At 72.5% G+C, this 25,999-nt stretch carries 22 protein-coding genes and 1 pseudogene; 11 read left to right on the top strand and 12 right to left on the bottom strand.

Annotated elements, in window-relative coordinates; genetic code table 11:
- Positions 1-7 precede the first annotated feature (7 nt).
- Genes F0344_RS29745 through F0344_RS29730 form a run of 4 tightly spaced genes read right to left on the bottom strand, consistent with a single transcriptional unit; the run spans position 8 to position 4,876 of the window.
- Positions 8-643: a TetR/AcrR family transcriptional regulator gene (locus F0344_RS29745; RefSeq protein ID WP_185301703.1), complete on the bottom strand. Its 636-nt coding sequence runs from the start codon at positions 641-643 to the stop codon at positions 8-10.
- A gap of 59 nt (positions 644-702) precedes the next feature.
- A complete protein-coding gene (locus F0344_RS29740; protein WP_185301702.1) occupies positions 703-1,992 on the bottom strand; it encodes a hypothetical protein in 1,290 nt (429 codons plus the stop codon).
- Positions 1,989-2,789: a hypothetical protein gene (locus F0344_RS29735; RefSeq protein WP_374940128.1), complete on the bottom strand. Its 801-nt coding sequence runs from the start codon at positions 2,787-2,789 to the stop codon at positions 1,989-1,991. The genes F0344_RS29740 and F0344_RS29735 overlap by 4 nt, the downstream gene beginning before the upstream one ends.
- Entirely contained in the window at positions 2,786-4,876 is a 2,091-nt protein-coding gene (locus tag F0344_RS29730) for a right-handed parallel beta-helix repeat-containing protein (protein ID WP_185301701.1), read from the bottom strand. Before F0344_RS29730 ends, F0344_RS29735 begins: the two co-directional genes overlap by 4 nt.
- Before the next feature lie 147 nt (positions 4,877-5,023).
- Between F0344_RS29730 and hmgA the strand changes: the two genes are divergently transcribed.
- The 3 genes from hmgA to F0344_RS29715 all read left to right on the top strand — a co-directional run bounded on the left by hmgA (position 5,024) and on the right by F0344_RS29715 (position 8,501).
- A complete protein-coding gene (hmgA, locus tag F0344_RS29725) occupies positions 5,024-6,361 on the top strand; it encodes a homogentisate 1,2-dioxygenase (protein WP_185301700.1) in 1,338 nt (445 codons plus the stop codon).
- A gap of 55 nt (positions 6,362-6,416) precedes the next feature.
- Positions 6,417-7,193: a GntR family transcriptional regulator gene (locus F0344_RS29720; RefSeq protein WP_258050166.1), complete on the top strand. Its 777-nt coding sequence runs from the start codon at positions 6,417-6,419 to the stop codon at positions 7,191-7,193.
- Positions 7,194-7,259: 66 nt separating this feature from the next.
- Positions 7,260-8,501 carry a type ISP restriction/modification enzyme gene (locus tag F0344_RS29715; protein ID WP_258050165.1) on the top strand — a complete coding sequence of 414 codons (1,242 nt, stop codon included), beginning with the start codon at positions 7,260-7,262 and terminating at the stop codon, positions 8,499-8,501.
- 12 nt (positions 8,502-8,513) lie between these two features.
- On the opposite strand, the gene F0344_RS29710 is transcribed toward F0344_RS29715, so the two are convergent.
- Positions 8,514-9,227, bottom strand: coding sequence for a TetR/AcrR family transcriptional regulator C-terminal domain-containing protein (locus tag F0344_RS29710; RefSeq protein WP_185301698.1), 714 nt, complete (start codon positions 9,225-9,227; stop codon positions 8,514-8,516).
- 63 nt (positions 9,228-9,290) lie between these two features.
- Between F0344_RS29710 and F0344_RS29705 the strand changes: the two genes are divergently transcribed.
- The 3 genes from F0344_RS29705 (at position 9,291) to F0344_RS29695 (ending at position 12,348) form a co-directional block, all read left to right on the top strand.
- Positions 9,291-10,256: an ATP-binding cassette domain-containing protein gene (locus F0344_RS29705; RefSeq protein WP_185301697.1), complete on the top strand. Its 966-nt coding sequence runs from the start codon at positions 9,291-9,293 to the stop codon at positions 10,254-10,256.
- A 71-nt stretch (positions 10,257-10,327) separates the two neighbouring features.
- Positions 10,328-11,080 (top strand): ABC transporter permease, encoded by a 753-nt coding sequence (locus tag F0344_RS29700; protein WP_258050311.1) that lies wholly within the window; start codon positions 10,328-10,330, stop codon positions 11,078-11,080.
- Between the two features lie 71 nt (positions 11,081-11,151).
- Positions 11,152-12,348 carry a CaiB/BaiF CoA transferase family protein gene (locus F0344_RS29695; RefSeq protein ID WP_185301695.1) on the top strand — a complete coding sequence of 399 codons (1,197 nt, stop codon included), beginning with the start codon at positions 11,152-11,154 and terminating at the stop codon, positions 12,346-12,348.
- Between the two features lie 46 nt (positions 12,349-12,394).
- Here F0344_RS29695 and F0344_RS29690 read toward each other — a convergent pair whose 3' ends face one another.
- Positions 12,395-12,658: a hypothetical protein gene (locus F0344_RS29690; RefSeq protein WP_185301694.1), complete on the bottom strand. Its 264-nt coding sequence runs from the start codon at positions 12,656-12,658 to the stop codon at positions 12,395-12,397.
- 275 nt (positions 12,659-12,933) lie between these two features.
- Here F0344_RS29690 and F0344_RS29685 point away from each other — a divergent pair, with 275 nt between their 5' ends.
- A complete protein-coding gene (locus tag F0344_RS29685; protein ID WP_185301693.1) occupies positions 12,934-14,652 on the top strand; it encodes a serine/threonine-protein kinase in 1,719 nt (572 codons plus the stop codon).
- Positions 14,653-14,671: 19 nt separating this feature from the next.
- Here the strand turns inward: F0344_RS29685 and F0344_RS29680 are convergent, their stop codons facing one another.
- Positions 14,672-15,478 (bottom strand): SGNH/GDSL hydrolase family protein, encoded by an 807-nt coding sequence (locus F0344_RS29680; protein WP_185301692.1) that lies wholly within the window; start codon positions 15,476-15,478, stop codon positions 14,672-14,674.
- A gap of 197 nt (positions 15,479-15,675) precedes the next feature.
- Between F0344_RS29680 and F0344_RS29675 the strand changes: the two genes are divergently transcribed.
- A complete protein-coding gene (locus F0344_RS29675) occupies positions 15,676-16,770 on the top strand; it encodes a DUF5925 domain-containing protein (protein WP_185301691.1) in 1,095 nt (364 codons plus the stop codon).
- Positions 16,771-16,786: 16 nt separating this feature from the next.
- Here the strand turns inward: F0344_RS29675 and F0344_RS29670 are convergent, their stop codons facing one another.
- A complete protein-coding gene (locus F0344_RS29670; protein WP_185301690.1) occupies positions 16,787-17,161 on the bottom strand; it encodes a GntR family transcriptional regulator in 375 nt (124 codons plus the stop codon).
- A 149-nt stretch (positions 17,162-17,310) separates the two neighbouring features.
- Here F0344_RS29670 and F0344_RS29665 point away from each other — a divergent pair, with 149 nt between their 5' ends.
- Complete coding sequence (locus tag F0344_RS29665) at positions 17,311-18,231, top strand: GNAT family N-acetyltransferase (protein WP_185301689.1); 921 nt, start codon at positions 17,311-17,313, stop codon at positions 18,229-18,231.
- Positions 18,212-18,721, top strand: a complete 510-nt coding sequence (locus tag F0344_RS29660; RefSeq protein WP_185301688.1) for a DUF402 domain-containing protein — start codon at positions 18,212-18,214, stop codon at positions 18,719-18,721. The genes F0344_RS29665 and F0344_RS29660 overlap by 20 nt, the downstream gene beginning before the upstream one ends.
- 87 nt (positions 18,722-18,808) lie before the next feature.
- Here F0344_RS29660 and F0344_RS29655 read toward each other — a convergent pair.
- Positions 18,809-19,897: pseudogene (locus F0344_RS29655) on the bottom strand (methyltransferase domain-containing protein); the annotation flags it as partial.
- 265 nt (positions 19,898-20,162) lie between these two features.
- Here F0344_RS29655 and F0344_RS29650 point away from each other — a divergent pair.
- Positions 20,163-20,336, top strand: coding sequence for an LAETG motif-containing sortase-dependent surface protein (locus F0344_RS29650; RefSeq protein ID WP_185301686.1), 174 nt, complete (start codon positions 20,163-20,165; stop codon positions 20,334-20,336).
- A 22-nt stretch (positions 20,337-20,358) separates the two neighbouring features.
- Here F0344_RS29650 and F0344_RS29645 read toward each other — a convergent pair whose 3' ends face one another.
- The 3 genes from F0344_RS29645 to F0344_RS29635 form a co-directional block, all read right to left on the bottom strand.
- Complete coding sequence (locus F0344_RS29645) at positions 20,359-21,255, bottom strand: esterase/lipase family protein (RefSeq protein WP_185301685.1); 897 nt, start codon at positions 21,253-21,255, stop codon at positions 20,359-20,361.
- A gap of 167 nt (positions 21,256-21,422) precedes the next feature.
- A complete protein-coding gene (locus F0344_RS29640) occupies positions 21,423-22,421 on the bottom strand; it encodes a DNA polymerase Y family protein (RefSeq protein ID WP_185302958.1) in 999 nt (332 codons plus the stop codon).
- An 8-nt stretch (positions 22,422-22,429) separates the two neighbouring features.
- A complete protein-coding gene (locus tag F0344_RS29635) occupies positions 22,430-25,933 on the bottom strand; it encodes a DNA polymerase III subunit alpha (RefSeq protein ID WP_185301684.1) in 3,504 nt (1,167 codons plus the stop codon).
- Positions 25,934-25,999: the final 66 nt, after the last annotated feature.

Raw genomic sequence — 25,999 nt, 5'->3', positions numbered from 1 at the left:
CTTCCCTCTACTCGGCCGGGCGCCGGTCGAGGACCCGTGCCAGGTACGAACGGAGCAGGTGACGCGTCTCCTCGACGACGGCCGGGTCGCCTGCCGGGTCGATGCGGAAGGCCAGCTGGAACAGGGCGTCGGCGGCCTCGACACAGACGAGGATCATGCGGAGCAGATCGCCGTCCGGGAGGCGGCCCAGGTGTGCGGCGAGCAGGCCGGCGAGCCGCTCGGCGACCCGGACGTTGGCGTCGCCGGACGGGTCCTGGGCCGGCGCCGGGGCCCCGAAGTCGACGAGGGCGAAGCCGGGGGCCGAGCGCTTCATGGCCAGGTACTCGTCGAGCACGGCGTCGATGGCGGCGCGCCAGTCGTCGGCCGGGATGGTGGCGAGGCGGCCCGTGATGCGCTCGGCGTAGCGGTCCAGGTTGCGGTGGGCCAGGGCGTCGACCAGGGCCCGCTTGTTCGAGAAGAACCGGTAGACGGAGCCGATGGGCACCCCGGCGCGGACGGCGACGTCCCGGGTGGAGAGCTGCTCGTACCCCGTCTCGTCGAGGAGACCGGCACAGGCGTCGAGTATCCGGGCGAGGCGGTCGGCGCTGCGCTGCTGCACAGGGGCGCGGCGGAGGTTGATGTTCGCAGGGTGCACGGGCCCCATGATGCCCTGGCGCCTCCTCTCCTGGGCGGCCGGCGGGCGAGCGGCCGCCTCACGGCTCGTCAGGTGATGAGCAGCGTCAGCCCTCCGATGGTGTAAGCGATCATCAGGATGAGCAAGGGAAGCTGCCCCGCGACGGCACGGCCGGAGGGGAACAGCCGGACGGACCGGTCGTGCGCGGCGACGACCCCGAGCACGTGCCCCAGGACGACGGCGGAGACCTGGAGTACAGCGATCCCGCCGGGCCCCAGGGGCGGTTCGGGCGCGGCCGGGTTGTCGGCACCGAATGCCACCATGACCGTACGTGGCCCTTCGGTCACGAAGAGCGTGAAGTAGTGGGCGACGAGATAGCCCAGGGCGATGGGGACGAGCGAGTGGGCGAAGGCGGTCAGGGGATGCTGCAGCGGCCCGCAGATCAGCCGGGTGGCTCCGGCACACAGGGCGTACAGGGCGGCGACGAGGAATACGGCTCCGAGCAGTCCGAGGGTCCCCGTGGTGGTGCGGCCGAGGGGGGAGGTCTGGGCGGCGGAGATCCAGGAGGGGGCGTCGGAGAAGCCGTCGTAGGCGGTGGAGCCGAGCAGGACGCAGACGGTGGCGAGGAGGCCGGGAGCCTGGGGTGTGGCGTCGAGACCGTTGAACGGGGAGCGCAGGACGAGGCGGCGGTCCGCCGGGCGGCGGCCGAGCGGGGAGAGACGGGCGAGCAGGCCGGAGTAGACCTCGAAGGCGTCCGCGTGGTCGAACCAACGCGAGCCGTGGCGGAGCGCGCCCGCCAGCTGGGCCAGGGCGTAGAGGGCGAGGAAGAGGAGGAGGGCGCCGCTCGACGCGGGCTCGGGGGCGACGAGTTCGAGCCAGGTGAAGGCGAGCAGCCCGGCCGCGGCCGGCCACAGGCCGACATACCCGGGCAGGGGGCGGCCCGCCCCGGGATCGCGGCCGCGTGCCCGGCAGAGGAGGAGGTGCAGGGTGCGCAGGGGATTGAGCAGGCGCCAGACAGGGCCGAGGAGGAGGGACGCGGGCACGAGCCCGACCCACAGGAGTACGTAGAGCGTGCCGGGGGCCGGATTGCGCTCCGGGCCGTCCGGACCGAGCAGGAGGTGGCCCAGCACGAACAGGGCGGCGGCCAGGCCGAGTCCACGCGCGGCGTTCCGGGTCGTACGCGCGTCGGCGAGGCGCTGGAGGAGGACGGGCAGCGGGCGTCCGGCCTCCTCGCCGCGGAAGCGGGAGACGGACCAGAGCAGGCCGAGCGCGAGGAAGGAGACGAAGAGTGCGGTGAAGGCGCCGGCGAAGGCGTAGAAGGGCGACAGCGGCAGATCGTGCCGGGAGCCGACGCCGTGGGCGAGGACGCCGCCCGTCACCGGACGACGAGTTGGGTCAGGAGGAGACCGGACTCGTGCGTCTCGGCCTCGAAGAGGCCGGTGCGGTCGGCGGTGAAGGTGAGGGTGGTGGTTCTGCCCGGGGGCAGCCGGACCTCTTTGTCGTAGCCGTGGACGTGGAGGGTGTCGGCCCGGTCGCTGCGGACCCGGAGCGCGACGCGGTCGCCCTTCTCCACCTCGGTGCGGCCTGGCGCGGGACGGACGGCGCCCCGGCGGACCTCGATGTCGAGTGTCCGGTCGGCGGCCTCGGCAGGTGCGGGGGCGGAGGTGCCGGCAGTCAGGGGCACCGTGGTCTGGATCGGCTTCCCGCCGACGGCCCAGGCGGTGTGGTCGTCGGCGTACAGCCGGGCGGTGAGGGAGCCGCTGCCGCCCGCCGCGCGGACGAGGGTGGCGGGGAGGTGGTGCCACGCCCCGTACATCCGGGTCAGGGGGCGGCCGTCGAGGAACAGCCGGGCGTGCCCGCGCCCGGGGAGGGCCGCGCCGCCCACGCTGTCCGGGGTGAACCGGAAGGCGCGGACGGTCAGGTGGATGTTCCAGCCCTCCTCGGAGTCGGACCGGGCGGACAGCGTCACCCCGGGGGCACCGGCCGCGTCCACCTGACGCAGCCGGTGCCCGGTTCCGTCGTGCGCGGCGAGCAGTCGGCCCACCGTCCCGTCGGCCTGCTCGTGGCTGGTGCCGGGCTTGTGATGGGTGGTGGGCCGCCCGCCGCAGCCGCCGGCCCCCAGCACGAGTCCGGCGGCGAGGAGGAGGGCGGCGCCACGCCCGCGCACGCGCCTCACGAGCGCTCCCCTTCAGCGGCACCCGCGCCCAGGTGTACGCGGTCCCCGCCCGTTCCGCCGGCTCCGTCACCGTCCGTGTCTTCCACCCGTTCCGCACGGCCCCCGCGGGCCGCCGCCGCCACGGCCCAGAGCACCCACACCACGCCGAGCAGGGTACGGAGCCACGCGGGGCTCAGAGGGATCCAGGGAATCATCAGGACGGCCTTGTCGAAGGCGTCGAGCAGGGTCAGGGCGCCCAGCACCACCGTGGTCCACCCCAGGCCCGGCCGCTGGTACCGCAGGGCCAGGCCCGTCCCGGTCCACCACACGCCCATCAGCAGCAGCGCGGCGGCGGGCAGGTACGAGGAGGTGAGGCCGGTCGTCGATCCGGCCACGTCCAGGGCGAGACCGGCCGCACCCAGCGCCGTCGCCGCGGTGCCCATACGGCTGTGCCGCAGCCGGCGCCACCACAGCGCCCCGCCGACCAGTGCGAGCACCACCGCGACCCCCAGGGCGGCCTGCGTCTCGACGCGCTCGATACCCCGGGCCCCGTACCAGTCGCAGCCGGCCGGCAGCCGCCGCGCCCGCACGTCGTAGTCGGCACACACCAGCAACTGGGCGAGCTTCACCGGTTCGCCGACCAGCCGGTCCGTGCCGCCGGACACCGCGCCGCGCTCCGTCCCGCACTCGGGCAGGGTGCGCGGGGTCGCGGCGCCGGTCCCGGGCTGCCAGCAGTTGCCCTCGCCCTGGCCGTCCCACCACACATCGGTGCGGTTGGGCCGGGCCTCGCCGTTCCGGTCGACGCCCAGGTGGTTTCCGGCGTACCGGTTGCGGTGCGAGGTGTCGGTCTGCTTGGAGAGTGCCTCCTCGCCCCGGATGAAGGCGGGGGCGGCGCTCAGGAAGAAGGCGGCGCGGTCGTGGCCGTAGACCCAGTTGTCCTCGTAGAGATTCCAGTTGCCGCCCGCCGTGATGATCCCGGTGCCCGGTGGCATGGAGATCTGCGGACAGACCACACCTTCCTCGTAGCCGCGCTCGACGGGCGGCTTGGCGCACGTACCGTCGGCCACGTACGGGTAGTAGTCGGCGTTGTTGTCGTGGATCAGATTGCGTTCGAAGCGGGCGTGGTTCTGCGGCAGACCGGGATGGCCGGGGAAGGCGCTGTCCATCGAGGCGCCGCCCATGTTGTGGTCGAACTCGTTGTCATGGACGTAGACGGAGTCGCCTGCCGTGCCCGAGTAGCCGACCATGTTGTGGTGGCTGCGGCAGCCGGTGATCTCGATGGCGTAGCGCGGCACGTCGTAGCCGCGCGCGGTGTTGATGTCGGAGGCGCTGCCGGGATAGATACCGGAGTCGCCGTTCCCGTACGACTCGCAGTTCTTGTACAGCCCGTGGTCGCTGGCGAAGGTCAGGAAGCCGTACTCGTCGTTCCAGCGGGTGAGTACGTCGTCGATGACGAATCCGTCCTGGGCCAGCACGTACAGGGAGTTGAACGTGGTCCGCTGGGCTGTGAAGTTCTTGAAGTAGATCCCGTCGGACCTGTCCGCGCGGACCGCGTTGAGCTTCTGGTACTTGGCGTCGATGACGACGTCCGTGCGCGCGGCGCCCGTGCCCTCGATCTGGAGGTTCTTCTTGCCGAGGATCGCTACCAGGTTCTGGTTGTGCGGGCACTGCTTCTGCTGGGCGTAGCTGAGGATCTGGTAGCCGAGCTGGGAGGCGGGAGCCTTCAGCCGGGTGCACGCACCGGGCGGATCGGCCAGGGAGGGCTCCTCCTCGTACAGCCCGGGCAGGACCGCGATGTTCATCCCGGGCCGGACGGCCGCGTCGACGGCCTGCTGGAGATGCCGGTAGCCGGACTTCAGGCAGCGGTCGAACAGTTCCGCGTTCCGGGCCTTCAGCGGCTCGGGGAAACCGGATATCCGCCGGCCGAAGTCCGCCCGGTCGCTCTTGCAGACCAGCAGATCGGGTTCGCCGGTGCGGTGGACGGGAACACTGCCGGTCCCGTCGGGCAGGGTGACGGGACGTTCCTCGTGCGCCTGGGAGGCGGGGGCCGACAGAAGCGTTGCGGCCAGGGCCGCCAGAACCACCAGAAGTTTTCGTGTCCACGACATGTGCCGGAGAGTAGAGCAATGTTCAGCTTTTGGAACCCCTTATGCGCGACGAATGCCGTTGACTCCCCCTGTTCCGATTCCTACGGTTGACCATAGGATTCCTCGTCCAAGGGGTCCGAGGGATTCCGATCGCACCGGGAGCGCACCATGAGCGGCATCGAGCAGGCGAGGAAGACGGCGGAGGGACTTGCGTACTCCACCGGTTTCGGCAACGAGCACAGTTCCGAGGCGATCCCGGGAGCGCTGCCGCTCGGCCGCAACTCCCCGCAGCGCGCGCCGCTCGGGCTGTACGCGGAGCAGCTGAGCGGATCGGCCTTCACCGAACCGCGCGCCCACAACCGCCGCTCCTGGCTCTACCGCATCCGCCCCTCGGCCGCCCATCCGCCGTTCGTCCGCACCGACAACGGGGCCGTGCGCTCCGCTCCCTTCACCGAGACCGTCCCCGACCCCAACCGGCTGCGCTGGGACCCGCTCCCCGACCCCGCGCCCGGCACCGACTTCCTGGCCGGCCTGTGGACCCTCGGAGGCAACGGCGACGCCACCCAGCGCACCGGCATGGCCGTGCACCTCTACCACGCCGACACCTCCATGACGGACCGCGTGTTCAGCGACTCCGACGGCGAACTGCTGATCGTTCCGGAGCGCGGCGGCCTCCTGATCCGCACCGAGTTCGGTCTGCTGCGCGCCGAGCCCGGCGAGGTGGCACTGATCCCGCGCGGCGTCCGCTTCCGCGTCGAGCTGCTCGACGCCACCGCCCGGGGCTACGTCTGCGAGAACTACGGGCAGCCGTTCGTGCTGCCCGACCTCGGCCCGATCGGCGCCAACGGCCTCGCCAACGCAAGGGACTTCCGGGCCCCGGTCGCGGCGTACGAGGACGACGGGGACGCGGGGCGCCCGGTCGAGGTGGTCAACAAGTTCTGCGGCAACCTCTGGTCGGCGACGTACGACCACTCACCACTCGATGTCGTCGCCTGGCACGGCAACCACGTGCCGTACGTCTACGATCTGCACCGGTTCAACGTCATCGGCTCCATCAGCTACGACCACCCGGACCCGTCGATCTTCACGGTGCTGACCTCGCCCTCGGACACCCCCGGCCTCGCGGGCGTGGACTTCGTCGTCTTCGCACCGCGCTGGCTGGTCGGCGAGGACACCTTCCGCCCGCCGTACTTCCACCGCAACGTGATGAGCGAGTACATGGGCCTGATCGAGGGCGCGTACGACGCCAAGTCTGCGGGGAAGGGCGGATTCGTGGCGGGCGGCGGCTCACTGCACAACATGATGTCGGCGCACGGTCCCGACCGGGAGACCTTCGACCGGGCGAGCGCGGCGGAGCTGAAGCCGCAGAAGATCGACGACGGTCTCGCCTTCATGTTCGAAACCCGCTGGCCGCTCACGGCGACCGGCCAGGCGGCGGGCGCCGGCCATCTCCAGCACGGTTACGACGACGTGTGGCAGGGTCTGAGCCGCAACTTCCGGCCGTAGGCGAGCCCTACCGGACCGGCCACACACCGCGACACAGAGACTCCAGGTGAACCGGATGAACCAGGCGAACGAGGTGAATCACACGCCCGCCTTTGCCCCGGACTCGCTGGTCCTGAACCGGAAGCTTCCCCTGTGGTACCAGGTCTCGCAGTCCCTGCGGGCGTCGATACTGGGCCGCCCGCGGGACGCCTCCCTGCGGCTGCCCACCGAGGAACAGCTCGCCGGGCACTACGGCGTCAGTGTCCTCACCATGCGTCAGGCGCTCAAGGAACTGGAGACGGAGGGCCTGATCAGCAGGCACCGGCGGCGCGGCACGTTCATCGAACCGCGGGCCCGGCGCGTCTCACCCGTCCGGCTGCTGGGGTCGATCGACGCGATCGTCGCCCAGCAGTCGGGCGAGCGGACAACCGTTCTCGGCCACGGCCCGGCGGCCGTGGCCGGTGACCTCGCCGAGTTCTTCCCTGGCTGCGCCGAGGTGGTGAACTACCGGCGGCTGCGCTGTGACGGGGAGACGGGCGAGCCGACGAACTGGGCGGAGAACGCCCTTCGCCCGGAGCTCGCGGAGCGGCTCGACGTGGCCGATCTCGAACGCTGGCCGATGACCAAGGTGCTCCGCGACACCTTGGGGGTACGGATCTCCCGGATCACCGACACCGTCGAAGCGCGCCTGGCCGACCCGGTCACCGCCGACCTGCTCCAGGTGCCCCTGCTCAGCCCGATCCTCCACTACACGGGGGTGACGTACGACGAGAGCGGCCAGGTGGTCGATGTGGCCCGCATCCGCTACCGGGGCGACCGCTTCTCGTTCTCGGTCACGGTCGAAGCGCACTGACTCCCCGCACGGGTACGCCGTTACGATGCCGGGGGCGGCGGACCTGGTGACGGGGAGGACGACACGGTGGCAGCGCGGGCGGCGACCGGAGCCGGCGGGGACGAGGACGTACCGCTGCTCGACGAGCTGATGCCGTGGTCGGTACGGCCGCTGCGGACGGGCCGGTCCTGGGTGACGGCCCCGGACGCGGCGACGCTCAGGGCCCGTTGGGATCTGCTCGTGCGGGCCGAGGGCGCCGAGCAGGACCGGCTGTTCCGGCCGAGCCGGCTGCGTACGCCGCGTACGGCGGTCACCGCGCTGCCGGGGCAGGCCACCGCGACGGGCAGGTTCGCCCGGGAGCCGGGTCCGTACCCGGAGCCGGTCCGGGTCCTGCACGGCCCGTTCGACGAGCAGTGGCTGATCCCTGACCACCGGCTGATCGACACGGCCCGTCCCGAGCTGTGGCGGGTGGCGGACGCGCACCAGCTCTTCGCCGTCGAGCACGGCCACGTACCGCGGGCCGCCGGGCCCGCCCTGTCCGTCACGGCACTGCTGCCCGACGGGCACTCCCCCGCGGGCCGCCCGGGCCGGATCCGTCCGCTCCACCGGCGGCCGGGCGGCCTCGAACCCAATCTCGCGCCCGGCCTGCTCGGACTGCTGCGCGCGCGGTACGCGGAGACCGCCGGGCACGAGGTCACCGCGGAAGCCGTCCTCGCCTGGTCGCTCGCCGCCGCCCGGCCCTCGTCCGCCGGATGCCGGGTGCCCCTGCCCGCCGAGGGCGCGCTCTGGTCGGCCGGGGTCGAGCTGGGCCGGGAGCTCCTGCGCCTCCATCTGCGCGGCGCGCACGGCAGGGAGCGGCCCCGGCTGCCGGGTGGCCGCCGCCCCTATGTGCGCGCCGCCGTTCCGCCGCGGCCGGCCGTGCTGCGTTACGACCCGGAGACGGAGGTGCTGAGTCTGGGCGACGGACGCGTCTCCCCCGTGCCCGCCGGGGCCTGGGAGTTCCGGGTGGACGGGGTGCGGATGCTGGAGCTCTGGTTCGAGCGGCGTACGGCGGCGGCCGAGGGCGACGGCCTGGAGGCGCTGCGACCGCGCGGCTGGCCGCAGGAGTGGACCTCGGAGCTGCTCGAACTGATCACCGTGCTGGCGCTCCTCGACGGCCTCCGCCCCCGGCAGGAGGCGCTGGGCGACCGGCTCGCCGACGCCCCGAAGCTCTCCCGGAGCGAGCTGCGGGCGGCCGGGATACTGCCGGTTCCCGCGGCCTCCCGCCGCCCGGCCTCCGTGCTCGACCACCGGGAGGAGGGCCCGGAGGGGCAGTTCGCGCTGCTGTGACCCGGCCTGCCACTAGGGGCGGCCGAAGGAGGACAGCACCCTGCCCAGCGCCCGTTCGAAGAAGACGTCCGGGTCGGCCGGTCCAGGTGCCTCGGCGAATCCGGCCGCCATCCGCGGATACCTCCCGGTGGAGATCTGGCTGATCAGATAGCTGGTGCGGGCGGCCTTCTCCTGCTCCTCGGTCCACGGCAGGGACCTGCTGTGTTCCGCCGTGGCGATCTCGTTGGCCACGAACGTGGTGACCACGCCCTGGACGAGGGCGATCAGCTCCATCTTCTCGCCGAAGGGCACGTCGAGCGCGTCCAGCAGGCTCAACTCGTGCTCCAGGAAGGCCAGCACGTTCGGGCTGAAGCCGTAGACGCCCGAGATCACGCCCGGCACCCAGGGGTGCCGGTGCATCAGCGCACGTGTCTGGTGCGCGAGCGCGACGACGGCGGCCCGCCAGTCCTCCGACGGCGGGGCCGACAGGTCGTACTCCGCGCTGATCGCGTCGACCATCAGCTCCAGCAGGTCCTCCTTGCGCGGCACGTAGTTGTACAGCGACATCGTGCCGCAGCCGATCTCCGCGGCCACCTTCCGCATCGACACCGCGTCGATGCCTTCAGCGTCGGCGATGCGCACGGCGGCGGCCGCGATGTCGGCCCGGCTGAAAGCCGGCCTGGGGCCACGGCCGGCACGTTCGGGACGGGTCCAGATCACTTCGGGTACAGCGGGTCGCCCCACCATCGATCACCACCTCACCCCCCATGCTAGTTACGTACAGCGTACGTAGTGCGGTAGCGTGGGCGCATGACTACTACGTACGCTGTACTTAGTGAGGGTCTGGAGAAGCGCTACGGGGACGTCCACGCGCTGCGCGGGCTCGACCTCGCCGTGGCCGAGGGCACCGTCTGCGGGGTACTGGGCCCCAACGGTGCGGGCAAGACCACCGCCGTCCGCCTGCTCACGACCCTGACCGCACCGGACGGCGGGAGCGCCAGGATCGCGGGCCACGACGTGGTGCGCGAGGCCCACGCCGTGCGCGGGGTGATCGGTGTCACCGGGCAGTACGCCTCCGTCGACGGCGACCTCACCGGCCGGCAGAACCTGCGCCTGTTCGCCCGGCTGCTCCGCTTCCGGGGCGAGGCAGGCCGCACCCGCGCCGACGTACTCCTCGAACGCTTCGAGCTGACCGGGGCCGCCGACCGCCCGGCGAGCACCTACTCCGGCGGTATGCGCCGGCGCCTCGACCTGGCCGCCAGCCTCCTCACCCGCCCTCAGGTCCTCTTCCTCGACGAACCGACCACCGGACTCGACCCGCAGAGCCGCAACCAGATCTGGTCGGCGGTGCGCGAACTGGCGGACCGGGGCACCACCGTCCTGCTCACCACCCAGTATCTGGAGGAGGCCGACCGGCTGGCCGACGACATCGTCCTCATCGATCACGGCAGGGCCGCCCACCGGGGGACCCCCGCCGAACTCAAGGCGCGCATCGGGAGTTACGCGGAAGTCGTCGTGGCGCACGCCTCGGCGCTCACCCCCGCCGCCGGTGTGCTGGACCACCTGACCGGCACCGAACCGGTACTCGACCACGAGCGCCGCACGGTCGGCGCCGTGACGACCGACCCCACCCTCACCCTGCCGCGCATCGTCCGCGAACTGGACGCCGCGGGCGTGCCGGTGATCGACGCGAGTCTGCGGCCCCCGACCCTCGACGAGGTCTTCCTCCGCCTCACCGCACGCGGTGGCGACGAACTGAAGGAGCAGGCGGCATGAGCACCACCGCCCTGGTCGCCGAGCACAGCCCGGCACCCGCCACCGGCACCCTGATCGCCGACGCGCCGGCCATGACCGGCCGCCATCTGCAACGGCTCAGGGCCTCGCCCGGGATACTGATCCTGACCCAGACCATGCCGATCACCATGCTGCTGTTCTTCGGCTACGTCTTCGGCAGCGCCCTGGCCGTGCCGGGCCAGGAGTACCGCGCCTTCCTGGTGCCGGGCCTCGTCGCCGCGACGGCCGCCAACGGGCTCATGATCGGGATGTTCGCGGCGGCGCAGGACTGCGACCGCGGGGTGATGGACCGCCTCCGTACGCTGCCCATGAGCAGGGCCGCCGTGCCCCTCGGGGCCAACACCGCCGACCTGCTGACCACGGCGGTGGGATTCGTTCCCCTGATGCTGGCCGGGCTCGCGGCGGGCTGGCGTGTCGAGGGCGGCTGGGCCGGGGCGCTCGGCGCGTTCGGTCTGCTGCTCCTGTTCCGGTTCGCCACGTCCTGGGTGGGCTACTTCCTGGGCCTGCTCGTCCGCAAGGAGGAGGCCGCCGGCCAGCTGGGCAGCGCCACCTTCGTCCTGCCGCTGCTCTCCAGCGCGTACGTCCCCACGGACGACCAGCCGGGCTGGCTGCGCACCGTCACGGAGTGGAATCCGATCAGCGCCATGGCCACGGCCACCCGCGACCTCTTCGGCAACGCGGCCCCGGCCGCCGACGCCGCCTGGCCGGTGGCCCACCCGGTCGCGGGCACCCTGGCCTGGTGCGCGGTCATGCTCCTCGTGTTCGTACCGCTCACCGTGCGCCGGTACACACGGGGCGGCACCTGAACCGCGGTGCGTACCGTGACCCGCGCCGGCCGGGGATGACAAAGCCGCGGGTCACACGGTAAGCACGGCGGATGAGCACTCAGCCCCTCCCCCTCGACGGTGTGACCGTCGTCGCCGTCGAGCAGGCCGTAGCGGCGCCCTTCGCCACCCGGCAGCTGGCCGACCTCGGCGCCAGGGTCGTCAAGATCGAGCGCCCGGACGGCGGTGACTTCGCCCGCGGCTACGACACGGCGGCCCGGGGGCTCGCCTCCCACTTCGTCTGGTGCAACCGCGGCAAGGAATCCGTGGCCATCGACCTCAAGGACCCGCGCGGCCTCGCGGTGGTGCGCCAACTCGTCGCAGGCGCCGATGTGTTCGTACAGAACCTCGCCCAGGGCGCCGCCGCCCGGCTGGGCCTGGACGCCGCCACGCTCTGCGCGGCACACCCCCGCCTGGTGGCCGTCGACATCTCCGGATACGGGGCCGAGGGGCCGTACGCCCACAAGCGCGCCTACGACATGCTCGTCCAGTGCGAGGCGGGGCTGGTGTCGGTCACCGGCACTCCGGGGCAGCCGGTGAAGGCCGGGATTCCGGCGGCGGACATCGCGGCGGCTATGTACGCCTTCTCGGGCGTACTGGCCGCCCTGCTGCGACGCGCCACCACGGGACGCGGCGGGCCCGTGGAGGTCTCCATGCTGGACGCGCTGACCGAGTGGATGGGCCACCCCCTCCACCACGGGATGCACGGAGGCGAGTCCCCGGAGCGCACCGGCCTCGCGCACTCCGTCATCGCACCCTACGACGCCTACGCCACGTCGGACGGGGAACGGGTGCTGCTCTCCGTCCAGAACGACCGGGAGTGGCGACGACTGGCGGACCAGGTGCTGGGGCAGCCCGGTCTGGCGGACGATCCGGCCTTCGCCACGAACGCGGCCAGGACCGCGAACCGGGAACGGACCGACGCAGCGGTGGCACGCGCGCTGGGGGCCCTGACCGTGGAAGAAGCACTCGCCGCACTGGACGCGGCGGGCATCGCCTGCGCCCGGCTGAATACCGTGGCCGATGTCGTGGCCCATCCGCAGCTGGCCGCCCGGAACCGGTGGCGGGAAGTGGAGTCACCGGTCGGGGCGTTGCGGGCGCTGCTGCCGCCCATCACGCTGCCGGGCGGGGCGGAGCCGCGGATGGGCGCCGTACCGGCGCTGGGAGAACATACCGACGCAAACCTGCGTGCCTTGGGGATGACGGGCGAGCAGACAGCAGCGCTGCGCCGGGACGGTGTGATCGTCTGAACCGCCCCGAACGGTGGGGCCGGATCGGTGCTGACGTGCCGTCGGGTCAGTGGCGGCTGCCGAAGAGCGAGCGCCGCAGTCGCCGCAGCGGGGCGAAGAGCGAGACACGCGCGCTCCTGCTCCGGCGGGTGTGCGCGGCGTCGCGCGAGGTCAGTTCACGCATCAGCAGCGTCGCTTCGGCCGCCTCTCGCTGCGGGACGGCAGGACCGCCGAGCACTGCGAGATGGCGGTCGAGGCGCGAACTTGTCGCACTGCTCCCACACGTGATGGCAGGCACACGCGCCCTGCTGCGCACCGTTATCTGTTCCATGTCACTCCCCACCCGTACGAGGGCACCCGGCCCGGGCAGGTTAACCCTATCGCTCCTCGGCGGCACTCGTGTATCCCGGTCGAAGGATTGCGCACACGTATACGGAGGTTGACGACCAGTTGCCGAATAACGCCGATTCCAGAGTGAGTTGGACATACGGGTGGTCAAGGCCGACAGGGACCATCCCTGTACAAGAGGGCGTCCAGCAGGCCGGGTTGAGCTAACTTGGAAGGGTTTCGCCGTGCCGCCGCCGCCACTGCTGATGGGGGATCACCGTGAGCGAAGTGCCGGGCAACGACCGATCGATCGCGGGGCGCTACCGTCTGCTGGGGCCCCTGGGACAGGGCGGGATGGGTGTCGTATGGCGGGCGCGCGACGAGGTACTGGGCCGCGAGGTCGCCGTGAAGGAGGTCCGGGCGCCCGACGGACTCCCCGCGCCCGACGTACAGCGGCTCTACGCCCGCCTCGAACGGGAGGCATGGGCGGCGGCCCGGATCTCGCACCGCAACGTCGTCACCGTCTACGACGTGGCCACCGAGGACGCGCGGCCGTGGATCGTGATGGAGCTGATCCGGGGGCTCTCGCTCTCGGATGTACTGGACGCCGAGGGCCCCCTGACGCCCCGTCGCGCGGCGCGTATCGGCGCCGAGGTCCTGGCGGCCCTGCGCAGCGCCCACGACGCGGGAGTGCTGCACCGCGACGTGAAGCCGGGCAACGTCCTCCTCGGCAACGACGGCCGGGTGGTCCTGACCGACTTCGGCATCGCCGTGGTGGAGGGTTCGTCCGCCCTCACCATGACGGGCGAGCTGATCGGCTCCCCCGAATTCCTCGCTCCGGAACGCGCGCTGGGGCGCACGCCGGGGCCCGCGTCGGACCTCTGGTCGCTCGGAGTGCTTCTGTACGCCGCGACCGAGGGAAACTCCCCGTTCCGCCAGGACACTCCGCTGAGCACGCTGCGGGCCGTGGTCGACGAGGAACCGCCGCCTCCGCGCAGGGCGGGCCCGCTCGGGCCGGTCATCGAGGGGCTCCTGCGCAAGGACCCGGCCGAGCGGCCGGCCGCCCGGGAGACCGAGCGACTGCTCCGGGTCGTGGCGGCCGGCGGAACCGGGACCGGCACCGTGGCGGCCGGCGGAACCGAAACCGGCACCGTGGCGGCCGGCCCGTCGAGCCCGACGGTGACGGCGAGGACGCCGCAGCCGGCTCGGGGCAGGCGCACGACGCCTGCTCCCGGGCCGCTGCCGCCGGACAGGTCCGCCGCGGGCCGCCCGGCCACGGACACCCGTGTCACCCCCACCCGCGTCGGGGGCGGCCCGCTTCGGGCCGGTGCGGTGGCAGCGGTGCTGGGGGTGGCGGCGCTGCTGGCGGTGGGCGGGGCCGTCCGGGCGCTCACGGCGGACAACGAGGAGAAGGGTCCGGGTATCAGCGGCACGCGCGCGACACCGGGTGCGACGGGCAGCGCGCCGGCCGCGGCCACGCGCACTCCGCAGCCGACGGCCGCGAGCAATCCGGGGAAGCCGGCAGCGACGACGCGCCAGGGCGGCGGGGGCCCGGCCGGGGGCAGCGGGCACGGCGGCACCACGCAGCGGCCCCAGTCGGTGCGGGTGCATCTGGCCGTGGTGCGCGGCGGTTACGAGGGAAGCTGCCCGCCGCCGCGGACCCTCGCACCGGCGGTCACCGCGACCGTCACCGTGGGGCGCACCCCGGCGAGGGTCGAGTACCGCTGGGTGATCGAAGGGGGCACGGCCTCCGATCCGGTCTGGAGGTCCGTTGACTTCGCCGCGGGCGACCGGAAGCAGAAGCAGGTGTCGCACACGGAACTGACGTATCCGCAGGAGGGTTCGCCCGACCGCACGTACCGGGGGACGATCGTGCTGGAGGTCCGCTCGCCCGTCGCCGCGACGTCGAACGGTGTGGAGATCTCGGTGACCTGCGAGCGGGAGACCCCTACGGACGGGGCCTCCCACCCGACGGCCGAGGTGCCGGCCGGGGAGTGATCGAGCGGGGCGGGTGCGGTCAGGCGGCCGAGTCGAGGACGGGCAGGTAGCCGCCCGACTGTCCGGCGGCGGTGGGGTGGTAGGACTCGCCGATGTTCAGCCACTTCACACTGTGCAGCCAGGCGCTGCCGGAGCAGATCTCATGGCCGGTGAAGGTGGGGGTGACGTCACCGAAGGTGAAGCCGTGGTCGGCGGCACGCTTCGCGGTGGCCGCGTTGAGGTAGTCGGCGGCCCCGTTGATGGCGGCGCGCTCGTTCTCGCTGAGACCGGCGAGGCAGCTGCCGCCGAGCTTGTAGAAGCGGGGATAGCCGAGGACGACGACACGGGCCGACGGGGCCTTGGCGCTGATCGCGGAGTACACGGAGTCGAGCCTGCCGGGCAGGGTCGAGTCGACATAGGCGCGGGCGGTGGCGATCCGGCCGAGGCAGGTGGACTCGGACTGGAGGACGCAGGTGGTCATGACGTCGGCGAAGCCCGCGTCATTGCCGCCGACGGAGATCGAGACCAGGTCGGTCGAGGAGTTCACCGGCCCGAGCTGACCGGCCGTCACATCGTTCGTGCGGGCACCCGAGCAGGCGGTGAAGGCGAATGAGGCGGGCGCGTTGGCAGCGGCCCAGAGCGAGGGGTAGGCGCGGGTGCTGCGCTTGCAGTCGCCACTGGCGGCGATATAGCTGCCTGCGCCGACTCCGGACGAGTAGGAGTCGCCGAGTGCGACGTAGTCGACGGCCGCGGATTCCGCGGCGTGAGCGGTACCCACACCGGCCAGGGCGAGGGCGGCTCCTAACAGAAGAGAGGACGAGAACGCCACAAGTCTGGACATTTTCATGGAACCTCCTAGAGCAGGGTCTCTGCCTACTCCGTAGTAGCAGCTCCTCCGCCATCTTTGGAAGTGTTCATGCCAAAAACATTGGACCAGTGTGCCGACACGCTCCCCTGAGTGCGCGTCACACCGACGCGGTACAAGCGGCACCGGCTGATGAAACCTGGGTGCACCGCGGGGGCGGGTGCCGGATCATGGACGCCATGCCTGCCAACCCCGAGTCCGCACTGCCGATCCGGCTGAATGTCGACGACAGCGATTCACCGGCCGACGTCGTCGACGCACTCTTCCTCGGCCGCTTCGCGACGGGAGAGCAGCCGTACGCCCACAGTTCCTCGCTCGACCGCGTCAGGAAGGCGGCGACCCTGCTGCCCCCGGCCGCCACGGTGTTGAGGGCGGCCCGCGACAACGACCGCAGCGCCACGCTCGCCGAGGGCGAGGGATGGACCCTGCTGATCTCCCGGTGGAACCGGGGCGCCGATGTCACGGTCACGGCGACCAGCCCCGAACTGGCTGAAAAGGTACTGGGCCAGTCGACGGACGGCGCCCAGGACGAACCCGAACCACAGCCCGAGAACGTGACCATGGGCTTCTGGTACGTCTCCCCGCGCCGGGGTCCGGTCCGCACCACGCGGCAGATCGCCGCCAGGACGTGGGAGGAGGTCCGCCGTAACTACACGGCTCCGGTGGCCGGTGCGATGGACCGGCTGATGAAGCTGACACCGGACGACATCGCGGGCCGTCTCCTCCTGCTGCACGGCCCGCCCGGCACGGGCAAGACCTCCGCGCTGCGTACGCTCGCCCGGTCCTGGCGGGACTGGTGCCAGGTCGACTGCGTCCTCGATCCGGAGCGGCTCTTCAACGACGTCGGCTATCTGATGGACATCGCGATCGGTGAGGACGACGGGACGTCGAAGGAGCGGTGGCGGCTGCTGCTGCTGGAGGACTGCGACGAACTGATCCGCGGCGAGGCCAAGCACACGGCGGGCCAGGCTCTGTCCCGGCTGCTGAACCTGACGGACGGGCTGCTGGGCCAGGGCCGCAACGTCCTGGTCGGGGTGACGACCAACGAGGACCTGGAGCGGCTCCATCCGGCGGTCGTCAGGCCCGGCCGCTGCCTGGCCCGGATCGAGGTGGGTTCACTGACCCGGGAGGAGTCGGCCGGCTGGCTGGGCACGGAGGAGGGCCTGGGGCGGGAGGGCGCGACACTCGCCGAGCTGTACGCCCTGCGGCGCGGCAACGGCCCGGCGTCCGTGCCGAAGCAGGACGTGGGCTCGGACGCGGGACTCTACCTCTGACCCGGCCGGCCCCCGGTCACCGCCCGTAGGCCGCCCGCACCGCGTCCTCCGCGAGTGACAGTGCCTCCGCCCGCGACAGCCCCAGCCGTTGCGCCTGTTCCGCGTACTCCTGCGCGGCGGCCGCCGCCTTGCGGTCCGCCGCGTCCCCCGCGGTGGCCACGAACGTGCCGTTGCGGCCACGGGTCTCGATCACCCCGTCGGCCTCCAGCGCGCGGTACGCCTTGGCGACGGTGTTGGCGGCGAGGCCCAGTTCTTCGGCGAAGCCGCGTACGGTCGGCAGTCTGTACCCGACGGGCAGGGCGCCGGAGCGGGCCTGTTCGGAGATCTGCGTGCGCAGTTGCTCGTACGGGGCGGTGGCGGCATCCGGGTCAAGAGCGATCTTCAGAGTCACCGCACGATTGTCCCCCACGGCGCCTCCCCGGGGGCCGCCGCTCGCGGGTCGTCGCTCGCGGGTCGTGGCTCGCAGGCGCTCACCGGCCGCCACTCACGGGCCGGAAAATCGGAGGCGACCGGCGCGGCGCTCCGCGTAGCCTCCGCCGCATGACTGTCATCGTCCGGGACATCCGGCCCGCCGACCTGGAAGCGTGGGTGTCGGTGCGCCGTGCCGCGCTTGCGTACATGGTGACCAACGAGGAACAGGTCGCGTTCGACCTGGCTCACGCACACCCCGACAAGAAGTACCGCCAGCTGGTCGCCGAGGAGGACGGGGAGGTCATCGGCACGGCGCAGGTCGGCTTCTCCTACGACACACCGGAGCCCGGTCAGGGCTTCTGCAATCCCTACGTCCGGCCCGACCGGCTCGGACGCGGGGCGGGCTCGTTGCTGCTGAGCACCGCCGAGGGGTACCTCGCCGAGGCCGGCGCGGTCGCCGTCTACACCTGGGTGCTCGACGAGCCGGCCAACCTCGAGTTCGCCCGCAGGCGCGGTTACGTGGCGAGCCGGCCCGCGCACCTCCTCCACCTCGACCTGGTGAACGGCACCCTGCCGGAACGCCAGGAGGTACCGGTGGGTGTCGAGTTGCGTACGGCCGCCGACTTCGGGGACGACCCCCGGCCGCTGTTCGAGGCCGACGCCGAAACGACGGCGGACGAGCCGAGCGACACCCCCTCCGAGCTCACGGACTACGAGGACTGGCTGAACCACACCTGGCGCCATCCGGGCCTGGACCGGGAGCTCACCTCGGTCGCGATGGTGGACGGCGTGGTGGCCGCGTTCAGCGCCGCCACCACGGACGGCCTGACCCGCTACTCCACGGGCATGACGGGCACCCGGCGTGCCTACCGCGGCCGGGGCCTGGCGAAGCTCGTGAAGAACGACTCCCTGCACCGGGCCAGGGCCGCGGGCTACACGGACGCGTACACCGGCAACGACGCGGACAACGGCCCGATGCTGGCCGTCAACTCCTGGTTCGGCTACGAGATCTGCGCCACGGAGGTACGCCATGTCCGCACGTTCGCCTGAGCCGGCCACCACGGCCCCCGCTCTGACCGTCGTCCTCGCCAAAGCGGGCCGGACCAAGATCCGCTACCCGGCCGGTCTGGTCAGCGACGACGGCAACCGTGTGACGGTCCGGGCGCCCTGGGCGGCGCCCGGTGTCCGCGACTTCGGCTTCGTACGGTTCGAGCCGGGCGACGTCTTCACCGAGCACTACTGGCGCGACCGCTGGTTCGCGGTGAAGGAGGTCCGCACCGGTGACGGGGTGCTGAAGGGCTGGTACTGCGACGTGACCCGCCCGGCCGTTCTCCGCGACGGGGAACTGCTGGTCGACGACCTGGATCTCGACCTGTGGGTCTCTGCGGACCGCTCCTCGGTCCTGCGTCTGGACGAGGACGAGTTCGAGGCGAGCGGGCTCGCGGAACGGGACCCGGAGGCGGCCAGGTCCGCGACCCTGGCCCTGGACGAACTGGAACACCTCGCCCGCACCGGGGCTCTGGCAGGCCTGCTGGCCTAGGGTCTTTCGTTTGGATCATGCCGGGCTCGCGGGGGCCGGCGTGATCCGGCCTGATCCAAACGAAAAACCCTATGAGGCGTCCGCCGGCTCCCCGCTCTGCCGCAGCGGCACCGCCCGCCGGGGCCCGTCCGGGGCGTACGCCACCGGGTCGTCGTCCTCGTGCCAGTGGATCAGGAAGCGCTCACCCGCCCGGTAGGCGTCCAGCCCCGCGCGGCAGTACGCGACCATGTCGTCCGGGAGGGCGTCCAGCGGGGCCCAGGTCAGTTCCGAGCACTTGTCGGGTTCGGTGTTGCGCGGGGGCCGGGCCGGGTCGTACTCGGCCTCGAAGAACCAGCCGACGCGTGGGGCGCCGCCGGGGCCGCGGTGCTGCATGACCAGGGCCACCCGCAGCTCCTCGGGGTCCAGGGCGACACCGGTCTCCTCCGCGGTCTCGCGGATCATCGCCTCGCGGACGTCCTCGCCGGCCTCCACGTGACCGGACGGCGCGTGCAGGAGGCCGTCCGCGTACCCCGTACCGGCGCGGCGGGCGAGCAGGACGTCGGGGCCCCGGCGCATGACGAGGTGCACGTCGACGACCTCGGTGTGCCGGTGCGGCGGCCGGGTGTGGGCGAGTACCGCGTACCGCTCGTCGTCCACCCGTCCGCCCCAGAGGGCCTGGTCCTGGGAGAGCCGCTCGTGGTGCACGCGCTCCGCGAGCGGGGCGAGCAGCCGGGTCAGGCGCTCGGCCGGGATGCCCGCCCCGCTCCAGACGCCTTCGACCAGCACCAGCCGGCCGCCGGGCTTCAGCAGACCGCACCAGTGGCGCAGGGCGGCTCCCGGATCGGGGAGCAGCCACACCACGTGCCGGGCGAGGACGACGTCGAATCTCCGCTCACCGACCGGCGGCCGGTTCGCATCCCCCACCAGCACCTCCGCGCCGGTCCCGGCGAGCTTGGCCCGGGCCCGGTCCGCCATGGCCGGGGAGGCGTCCACGGCCGTGACCCGGTGGCCCCGCTCGGCGGCGAGCAGCGCGAGGCTCCCGGTGCCGCATCCGAGGTCCAGGACGGCGGAGTCCGTGACGGGCAGCCAGCTCTCCATTCTGCGTGCCCAGGCGGCGCGGACCACGGGGTCGAGCAGCCCGTGGTCCGGGTCTTCGTCGAAGGAGTCGGCGGCGGCGTCCCAGTCGATCGTCGTCATACGTCCGATGGTGCCAGCCGCCACTGACAACGCCGGTCGGCCCCGCACGGCAGCGGCCACTGCGGTCCGTACCGCCGCATGCCGGGCCCGACGAGACCGATGACGAGCAGGACTGGCTGTCCGCGTCCCGGTGCGGTGACGCCGCGGTACGGCGGAACGGGGCGTCGGGAGCGGCGTTACCGCGCTGTTCCTAATCACTTCTGAGCTGCGACGCCCGGTACCGCGATGCCCGGGGCCGAGGTCTCCGAGCCGGCCAACGCAACCGGTGGCCAAAGGCTCCGGAGCCGGCGAGGAGCTGGCCGAGACCGGAGGCACGAGCAACAGCGCGTACCTCGCGGTCTGCGGCGTGGCGGCACTCGCGGTCGGCGCGGCGGCGCTGTTCACCTCGGTACGCCGCCGGGCGGCGTCAGCGGCTTCGGGGGCTCGTCACAGCCGCTGATCAGCACGGCTGAGCGCCGGACTCAGCCGATCACCGAGAAGCAGTTCGTCGGGGTGGCGTGCGCCGGATCGAGGGCGTTCTCCACCTCGTGGAACGCGATCCGGTCGATGGTCCCGATCGCCACGTGCTCGGACAGGTCGACCGCGCACAGATCCTGGAGCAGGACGTTGCGTACGTTCGGTCCGTCCAGGTACTGCGTGCGGTACGGGGTCACCACCTCGTCGTAGCGGGTCGCGATGACGGTGTACCGGACCCCGGGCACGGTGTCGCCGCCCGCGTTGAGCTTGGTCATGAACGCGGACCCGGCGATCTGGTCGGCGAGGCCGGGAGTGGCGGCGGCGATCAGGTCCTCGGCGCCCGGGAAGTACGGCAGCAGTTTGGTCAGCCCGAGGAGGGTGGTGCCGTGGTTGTCGGGCGCGAGGCCCACGAGGGCGTTCACCTTCGCGGCACCGCCGAGGAACTTCAGGTAGTAGTTCGGCATCATGCCGCCCTGCGAGTGGCCCACCAGGTCGGCCTTCGGCGCTCCGGTGGCGGCGAGCACCTTGTCGACGAACACGTCGAGCTGTCCGGCCGACTTGTCGATCGGGCCGAGCCCGTGGAAGAACGGGACGCCGGGGAGCTGCCCGTAGTCGAGGGAGAAGACGCAGTATCCCCGGTTGACGAGGTAGGGGGCGAGGACGAGCCAGTTGTCGACCGAGTTCCCGAACGTGCCGTGGACCAGGACGACGGGGCGGGGATGGGCTGCGGAGGGCTTGCAGGCGTAGTCGTTCCAGCCACGGGAGTTGGTGGTGGCCTCGGCTGTGGGGGTGGCGGCGGTCGCGGTCGCCGTGGGGGCGGCGAAGGCTGCGACGACCAGGAGCAGCGCGGTCAGCGTCCGGCGCGCACGGCGGGTGCGTCCGGGACGTTTCCAGGGCAGCATCGTGTGTTCTCCTTGCGGCTCAATGGAGTTGCGATGTCTGAGCGCCCTGTGGTCCGGACCACAAGAATTATGTGCTCATGTCAACTTACGCACGAGTAGGGTAGCGGGGGAAGTTACGCGTCGGTAAAAACTGGCTCCACGGCAACGCGCTTCGGTGCCGGCCGGATTCAGGCGGCGAGACGCCCAGGCTTCACCACGTCCGGGCCGAACCTGGCGCGCAGCCGGTCCGCCACCTCCTCGATGCGCCGCGCCCGCTCGTCCACCGGGTCGAAGGTGAGCTGATGGGCCGCCCTCTCCGCCTCGTACAGCCCCTCCGCCCGCAGCGCGATCCCCCGCACCCGGGCGCGCTGGAGCCCCAGCGAGTCCTGGATGCGGTACGCGAGTCCGGCGAGCTCCACCGAGTGGGCGGTGGGTTCGCGGAGCGTACGGCTGCGGGTCAGCGTCGCGTATCCGCTGCGGGCCGCGTAGCGCACGGTGACCGCGAGGGCGCGGCACACCTGCCCCTCGGTACGCAGCCGGGTGCCCAGCTCCTCGGTGAGCGAGAGGAGCGCGCGGCGGTGCTGTTCCGGGTCCAGCTCGTCGCGGGGGAAGGACCGTTCGGCGGCGATCGACCGGGCGGCGGCGTTCGGTACGACCCGCGTACGGTCGATGCCGTTCGCCCGCTCCCACAGGTCGCGCCCCGTCCGCACGCCGGTGATCCGCTGCAGGGTGGCGAGCGGCGCGGCGGCGATCCGGCCGACGGAGTCCAGCCCGTATCCGCACAGGGTGCGCGCCGTGGCCGCCCCGACCCCGTCCAGTGCGGCGGCGGGTCTGGCCCCGAGAAATGCGGCCGCCCCGTCCACGGGCACCACGAAGGTCGTACCGGGCGCCGCCTGCCGCGCGGCCATCCTGGCCAGCATCGGATTGGCGGCCGCCCCGATCGCGCAGTCCACGCCGTGCAGGGCGAGCGCGCGGACCCGGATCACCGAGGCCAGACCTGTCACGTCCTGCCCGAAGTAGCGCAGCGCACCGCTCACATCGGCGAGTGCCGCATCAGGCGGTGCGGCCTCGACGACCGGGGTGAACGCACCGAGGAGGGCGATCAGCCCCTCGTACTCCGCGCTGTCCGGAAGCTCCCCGCCGATCCGGCGGAAACGCAGGCACAGGACCGGCGGCTGTTCGCCCATCGTGTCGTTCATCCCGCGCTCCCTGAGCTCTGGTGCCACAACTTCCTTCCTGTGGGCGCCCCTTCACCGGCCGGCTGGAGGTCGGCCCAGGGGTTCATCTCGTAACCGGTGGACATCTGGATGCGGCGGCTCCCGCCGGCGGGAGCGGCCTCCTGCGGAGCGGCGTCCCCTGTCGGCTCCTCCGCGAGCCGGGCCGCGACCGCGTCGAGTCCGCCGGTGCGCCGCAGCTCGGCCAGCTCCGCGAGGTTCCAGGCCGCCGCGCCCACCACACTCATGCTCCGCGGTCCGCGCCGCTGCACCACCCCGCGCACCAGCAGCAGCCAGGAGTGGAAGACGGTGTGCGCGCAGGCGGCATGGCTGTCGTCGAAGAAGGCCAGGTCGACCAGGCCCGTACCGTCGTCCAGGGTGGTGAAGATGACCCGGCGTCCGGAGCGGACCGGCGGGGTCTGGGTGGCGGCCTTGGCGCCCGCGACCAGCACGGTCTCCCCGTGCCGCGCCTCCCTCAGCCGCTTCGCGGAGACCGCGCCCAGCTCCTCCAGGAACGTGTGGTGGTCCCCCATCAGATGACGGGACACATCCATGTTGAGCACGCCGAGTTCGGCACTGAGGCGTTCCGCCTCGTTGAGATCGGGCAGGCCGATGGAGCCGGTGCGCCGGCCGTCCCCCAGCGGGAGCTGCGCACCCCGGGCACCCGGCCCCGAGCTCCGCTGGGCACGGTGGAGCTCGGAGAGGTGCAGCAGCAGATCACGGCGGTTGGCGCCGAAGGCGTCCAGCGCGCCGACCTTGGCCAGCCGTTCGGCGGCGGGCCTGCCGGGCCTGGCCCGCTGCCAGAAGTCCAGCAGCGATTCGTAGGGCTGCCCGGCCTCGATCCTGGCGACCTCGGCCTCGCTGATGCCGTGGACGTCCGAGAGCGCCAGCCGCAGCCCCCAGACCTCGGCGCCACTCTCCTTATCAGACGTCAGTTCGATTCTATGAGTGGCGGCCGACCGGTTCACATCCAGCGGCAGCACGGGCACCCCGCGCCGCCGCGCGTCCGCGAGCAGCAGCCTCTTCGGATACATCCCCGGGTCGTGCGTGAGCAGCCCGGCGTAGAAGGCCGCCGGGTGATGGGCCTTGAGCCAGGCCGACTGGTAGGTGGGCACGGCGAAGGCGACCGCGTGCGCCTTGCAGAAACCGTACGAACCGAACGCCTCGATGATCTCCCAGGTCCGGGCTATCACCTCGAGGCCGTACTTCCTCTCCGCCGCCCGCTGGGCGAACCACACCTTGATGCGCTCCTGCGACTCGGGATCGGAGAGCCCGCGCCGCACCCGGTCGGCCTCGCCCCGGCCGCATCCGGTCATGATGTCGACCATCTCGATGATCTGCTCGTGGAAGACGACCACTCCGTATGTCTCGCGCAACGGTCCTTCCAGGTCGGGGTGCGGATGGCGGACGGGCGCGCGGCCGTGCCTGGCCTCGATGAACGGCCGCACCATGTCGGCGGCGACCGGCCCCGGCCGGAACAGCGAGATGTCGACCACGAGATCGTGGAAGGTGGCGGGCTGGAGCCTGCCGACCAGATCGCGCTGGCCGGGCGACTCGATCTGGAAGCAGCCCAGTGTCTCGGCGGCCCTGATCAGCCGGTACGTCTCAGGATCGTCCGGCGGTACGGTGTCCAGGTCGAGCTCCTGCCCCGAGGCCCGCTTCAGTTCGGTGACCGCGTGCGCCATCGCCGACTGCATCCGTACACCCAGCACATCGAGTTTGAGCAGCCCGAGATCCTCCACGTCCTCCTTGTCGAACTGCGCCATCGGGAAGCTCTCGCCGCTGGTGGGTACGACCGGGGTGCGGCGCAGCAGCGTGGCGTCCGAGAGGAGCACCCCGCACGGGTGCATGGCGATGCCGCGCGGCAGGGCGTCGAGGCCCTCCACCAGCTCCCACAGCCGCCCGTACTTCTCCTTGTCCGCCGCGACCTGCCGCAGCTCGGGCAGTTCCTCCATGGCGGCGCGGGCGTCACGGGCCCGGATGTGCGGGAACGCCTTGGCCAGCCGGTCGGTCTCGGCCGGGTCCATGGAGAGCGCGGCCCCGACGTCCCGGATGGCGTGGCGCACCCGGTAGGTCTCGGGCATGGCGACGGTCGCGACCCGCTCGGTGCCGAAGCGCCCGATGATCGCCCGGTAGACGTCGAGGCGGCGGGCCGACTCCACGTCGATGTCGATGTCGGGCAGCACGAAGCGCCGGGTGGACAGGAAGCGCTCCATGAGCAGCCCGTGCTCGACGGGGTCGGCGTGCGCGATGCCGAGGAGGTGGTTGACCAGGGAACCCGCACCGGAGCCACGCGCGGCCACCCGTACCCCCATCTCCCTTATGTCGTCCACGACTTGGGCGACCGTCAGGAAGTACGAGGCGAAGCCGTGGTGGGCGATGATGTCCAGCTCCTGGTGCATCCGCTCCCAGTGGTCCCGCCTGCGGTCGAGACCGCGCAGCACCATGCCCGCGGCGGCCCGGGAGGCCAGCACCCGCTGAGCGGTACGCCGCCCGGCGCCGACGAGACGCGGTTCGGGGAAGTGGACCGCACCGATCCCGAGGTCACCGGCCGGGTCCACGCGGCAGGCGTCGGCGGTGCGCCGGGTCTCGGCGAGCAGCCCGGCGCCCGCGGCCGGCCCGAGACCGGCGGCGGTGGCGATCCGTCCGGCGGTCTCCGCCATCGCGCGGGCGTCCTTGAGCCAGCGCTCCCCGCTGTCGAGGGGAGCGCGGCGCGGGTCGACCGGGACGAGCCTGCGGGCGGCGTCGAGCACGTCGGCGATCCGGTTCTGCCCGGCGTCGGCGTACCGGACGGCGTTGGTCAGCACGGCCCGGACTCCTTGGTCGGAGGCGAAGCCGACGGTACGGGCGGCGAGCCGCAGAGACCCGGGGCCGGTGCCCTCCCGGCCGTGGTGGACGGCTTCGAGGCGCAGGCTGTCGCCGTAGATCTCCCGCCAGGGCGCGAGCAGCGCGGCGGCCAGGTCGGGGCGCCCCGCGGCGAGCGCCCCGCCCACCTCGGAGGCGGGGCCGAGCAGCACGGTGAGCCCTTCGGCGGGCAGCTCGGACCAGCCGACCAGAGGCTGTCCCGGCCGCCCCGGCCGCCCCGCGCCGACGGGCGGAGCCGGCGGGCCGGCCGGTGCGGCGTGGGCGGCGGTGACGAGCCGGCACAGCTCGGCCCAGCCCTGGCCGCCGTCCCGGGCGAGAAAAGTGACACGGGGGGCGGATTCATCGACAAAGGCACCGCCGCGCGCGGGGGTCAGCCGACCCGCACGCCCGTCCTGCGCCGTACGCCGCGCCACCGCGAGGTCGACCCCGAACAGCGGACGCACCCCGGCTCCCCCGCACGCCTTGGCGAAGCGGACCGCACCCGCGAGGGTGTCGCGGTCGGTCAGCGCGAGGGCGTCCATCCCCCGCTCGGCGGCGCACTCGGCCAGCCGCTCCGGGTGCGAGGCCCCGTACCGCAGGGAGAACCCGGACACGGTGTGCAGATGCGTGAACCCTGGCATCCGCGCCTCCTGAACCGATCCGTACTCGTCACCCCCCTCGCTCTCCACCATAGACCATTTTCGAAC

The sequence above is a fragment of the Streptomyces finlayi genome (genome assembly GCF_014216315.1).
Lineage (GTDB): Bacteria > Actinomycetota > Actinomycetes > Streptomycetales > Streptomycetaceae > Streptomyces > Streptomyces finlayi_A.
Note: the sequence above shows the minus strand (reverse complement) of the source record. Positions and strands in the feature narration are given on the sequence as shown.

What these genes read in the sequence shown, in the direction of transcription:
- F0344_RS29730 (WP_185301701.1), bottom strand. Translation starts at nt 4,876, where the DNA reads ATGTCGTGGACACGAAAACTTCTGGTGGTTCTGGCGGCCCTGGCCGCA.
- F0344_RS29695 (WP_185301695.1), top strand. Translation starts at nt 11,152, where the DNA reads ATGAGCACTCAGCCCCTCCCCCTCGACGGTGTGACCGTCGTCGCCGTC.
- F0344_RS29710 (WP_185301698.1), bottom strand. Translation starts at nt 9,227, where the DNA reads ATGGTGGGGCGACCCGCTGTACCCGAAGTGATCTGGACCCGTCCCGAA.
- hmgA (WP_185301700.1), top strand. Translation starts at nt 5,024, where the DNA reads ATGAGCGGCATCGAGCAGGCGAGGAAGACGGCGGAGGGACTTGCGTAC.
- F0344_RS29680 (WP_185301692.1), bottom strand. Translation starts at nt 15,478, where the DNA reads ATGAAAATGTCCAGACTTGTGGCGTTCTCGTCCTCTCTTCTGTTAGGA.
- F0344_RS29660 (WP_185301688.1), top strand. Translation starts at nt 18,212, where the DNA reads ATGTCCGCACGTTCGCCTGAGCCGGCCACCACGGCCCCCGCTCTGACC.
- F0344_RS29645 (WP_185301685.1), bottom strand. Translation starts at nt 21,255, where the DNA reads ATGCTGCCCTGGAAACGTCCCGGACGCACCCGCCGTGCGCGCCGGACG.
- F0344_RS29705 (WP_185301697.1), top strand. Translation starts at nt 9,291, where the DNA reads ATGACTACTACGTACGCTGTACTTAGTGAGGGTCTGGAGAAGCGCTAC.
- F0344_RS29720 (WP_258050166.1), top strand. Translation starts at nt 6,417, where the DNA reads ATGAACCAGGCGAACGAGGTGAATCACACGCCCGCCTTTGCCCCGGAC.
- F0344_RS29700 (WP_258050311.1), top strand. Translation starts at nt 10,328, where the DNA reads ATGACCGGCCGCCATCTGCAACGGCTCAGGGCCTCGCCCGGGATACTG.
- F0344_RS29640 (WP_185302958.1), bottom strand. Translation starts at nt 22,421, where the DNA reads ATGGGCGAACAGCCGCCGGTCCTGTGCCTGCGTTTCCGCCGGATCGGC.
- F0344_RS29675 (WP_185301691.1), top strand. Translation starts at nt 15,676, where the DNA reads ATGCCTGCCAACCCCGAGTCCGCACTGCCGATCCGGCTGAATGTCGAC.
- F0344_RS29745 (WP_185301703.1), bottom strand. Translation starts at nt 643, where the DNA reads ATGGGGCCCGTGCACCCTGCGAACATCAACCTCCGCCGCGCCCCTGTG.
- F0344_RS29665 (WP_185301689.1), top strand. Translation starts at nt 17,311, where the DNA reads ATGACTGTCATCGTCCGGGACATCCGGCCCGCCGACCTGGAAGCGTGG.
- F0344_RS29690 (WP_185301694.1), bottom strand. Translation starts at nt 12,658, where the DNA reads ATGGAACAGATAACGGTGCGCAGCAGGGCGCGTGTGCCTGCCATCACG.
- F0344_RS29635 (WP_185301684.1), bottom strand. Translation starts at nt 25,933, where the DNA reads ATGCCAGGGTTCACGCATCTGCACACCGTGTCCGGGTTCTCCCTGCGG.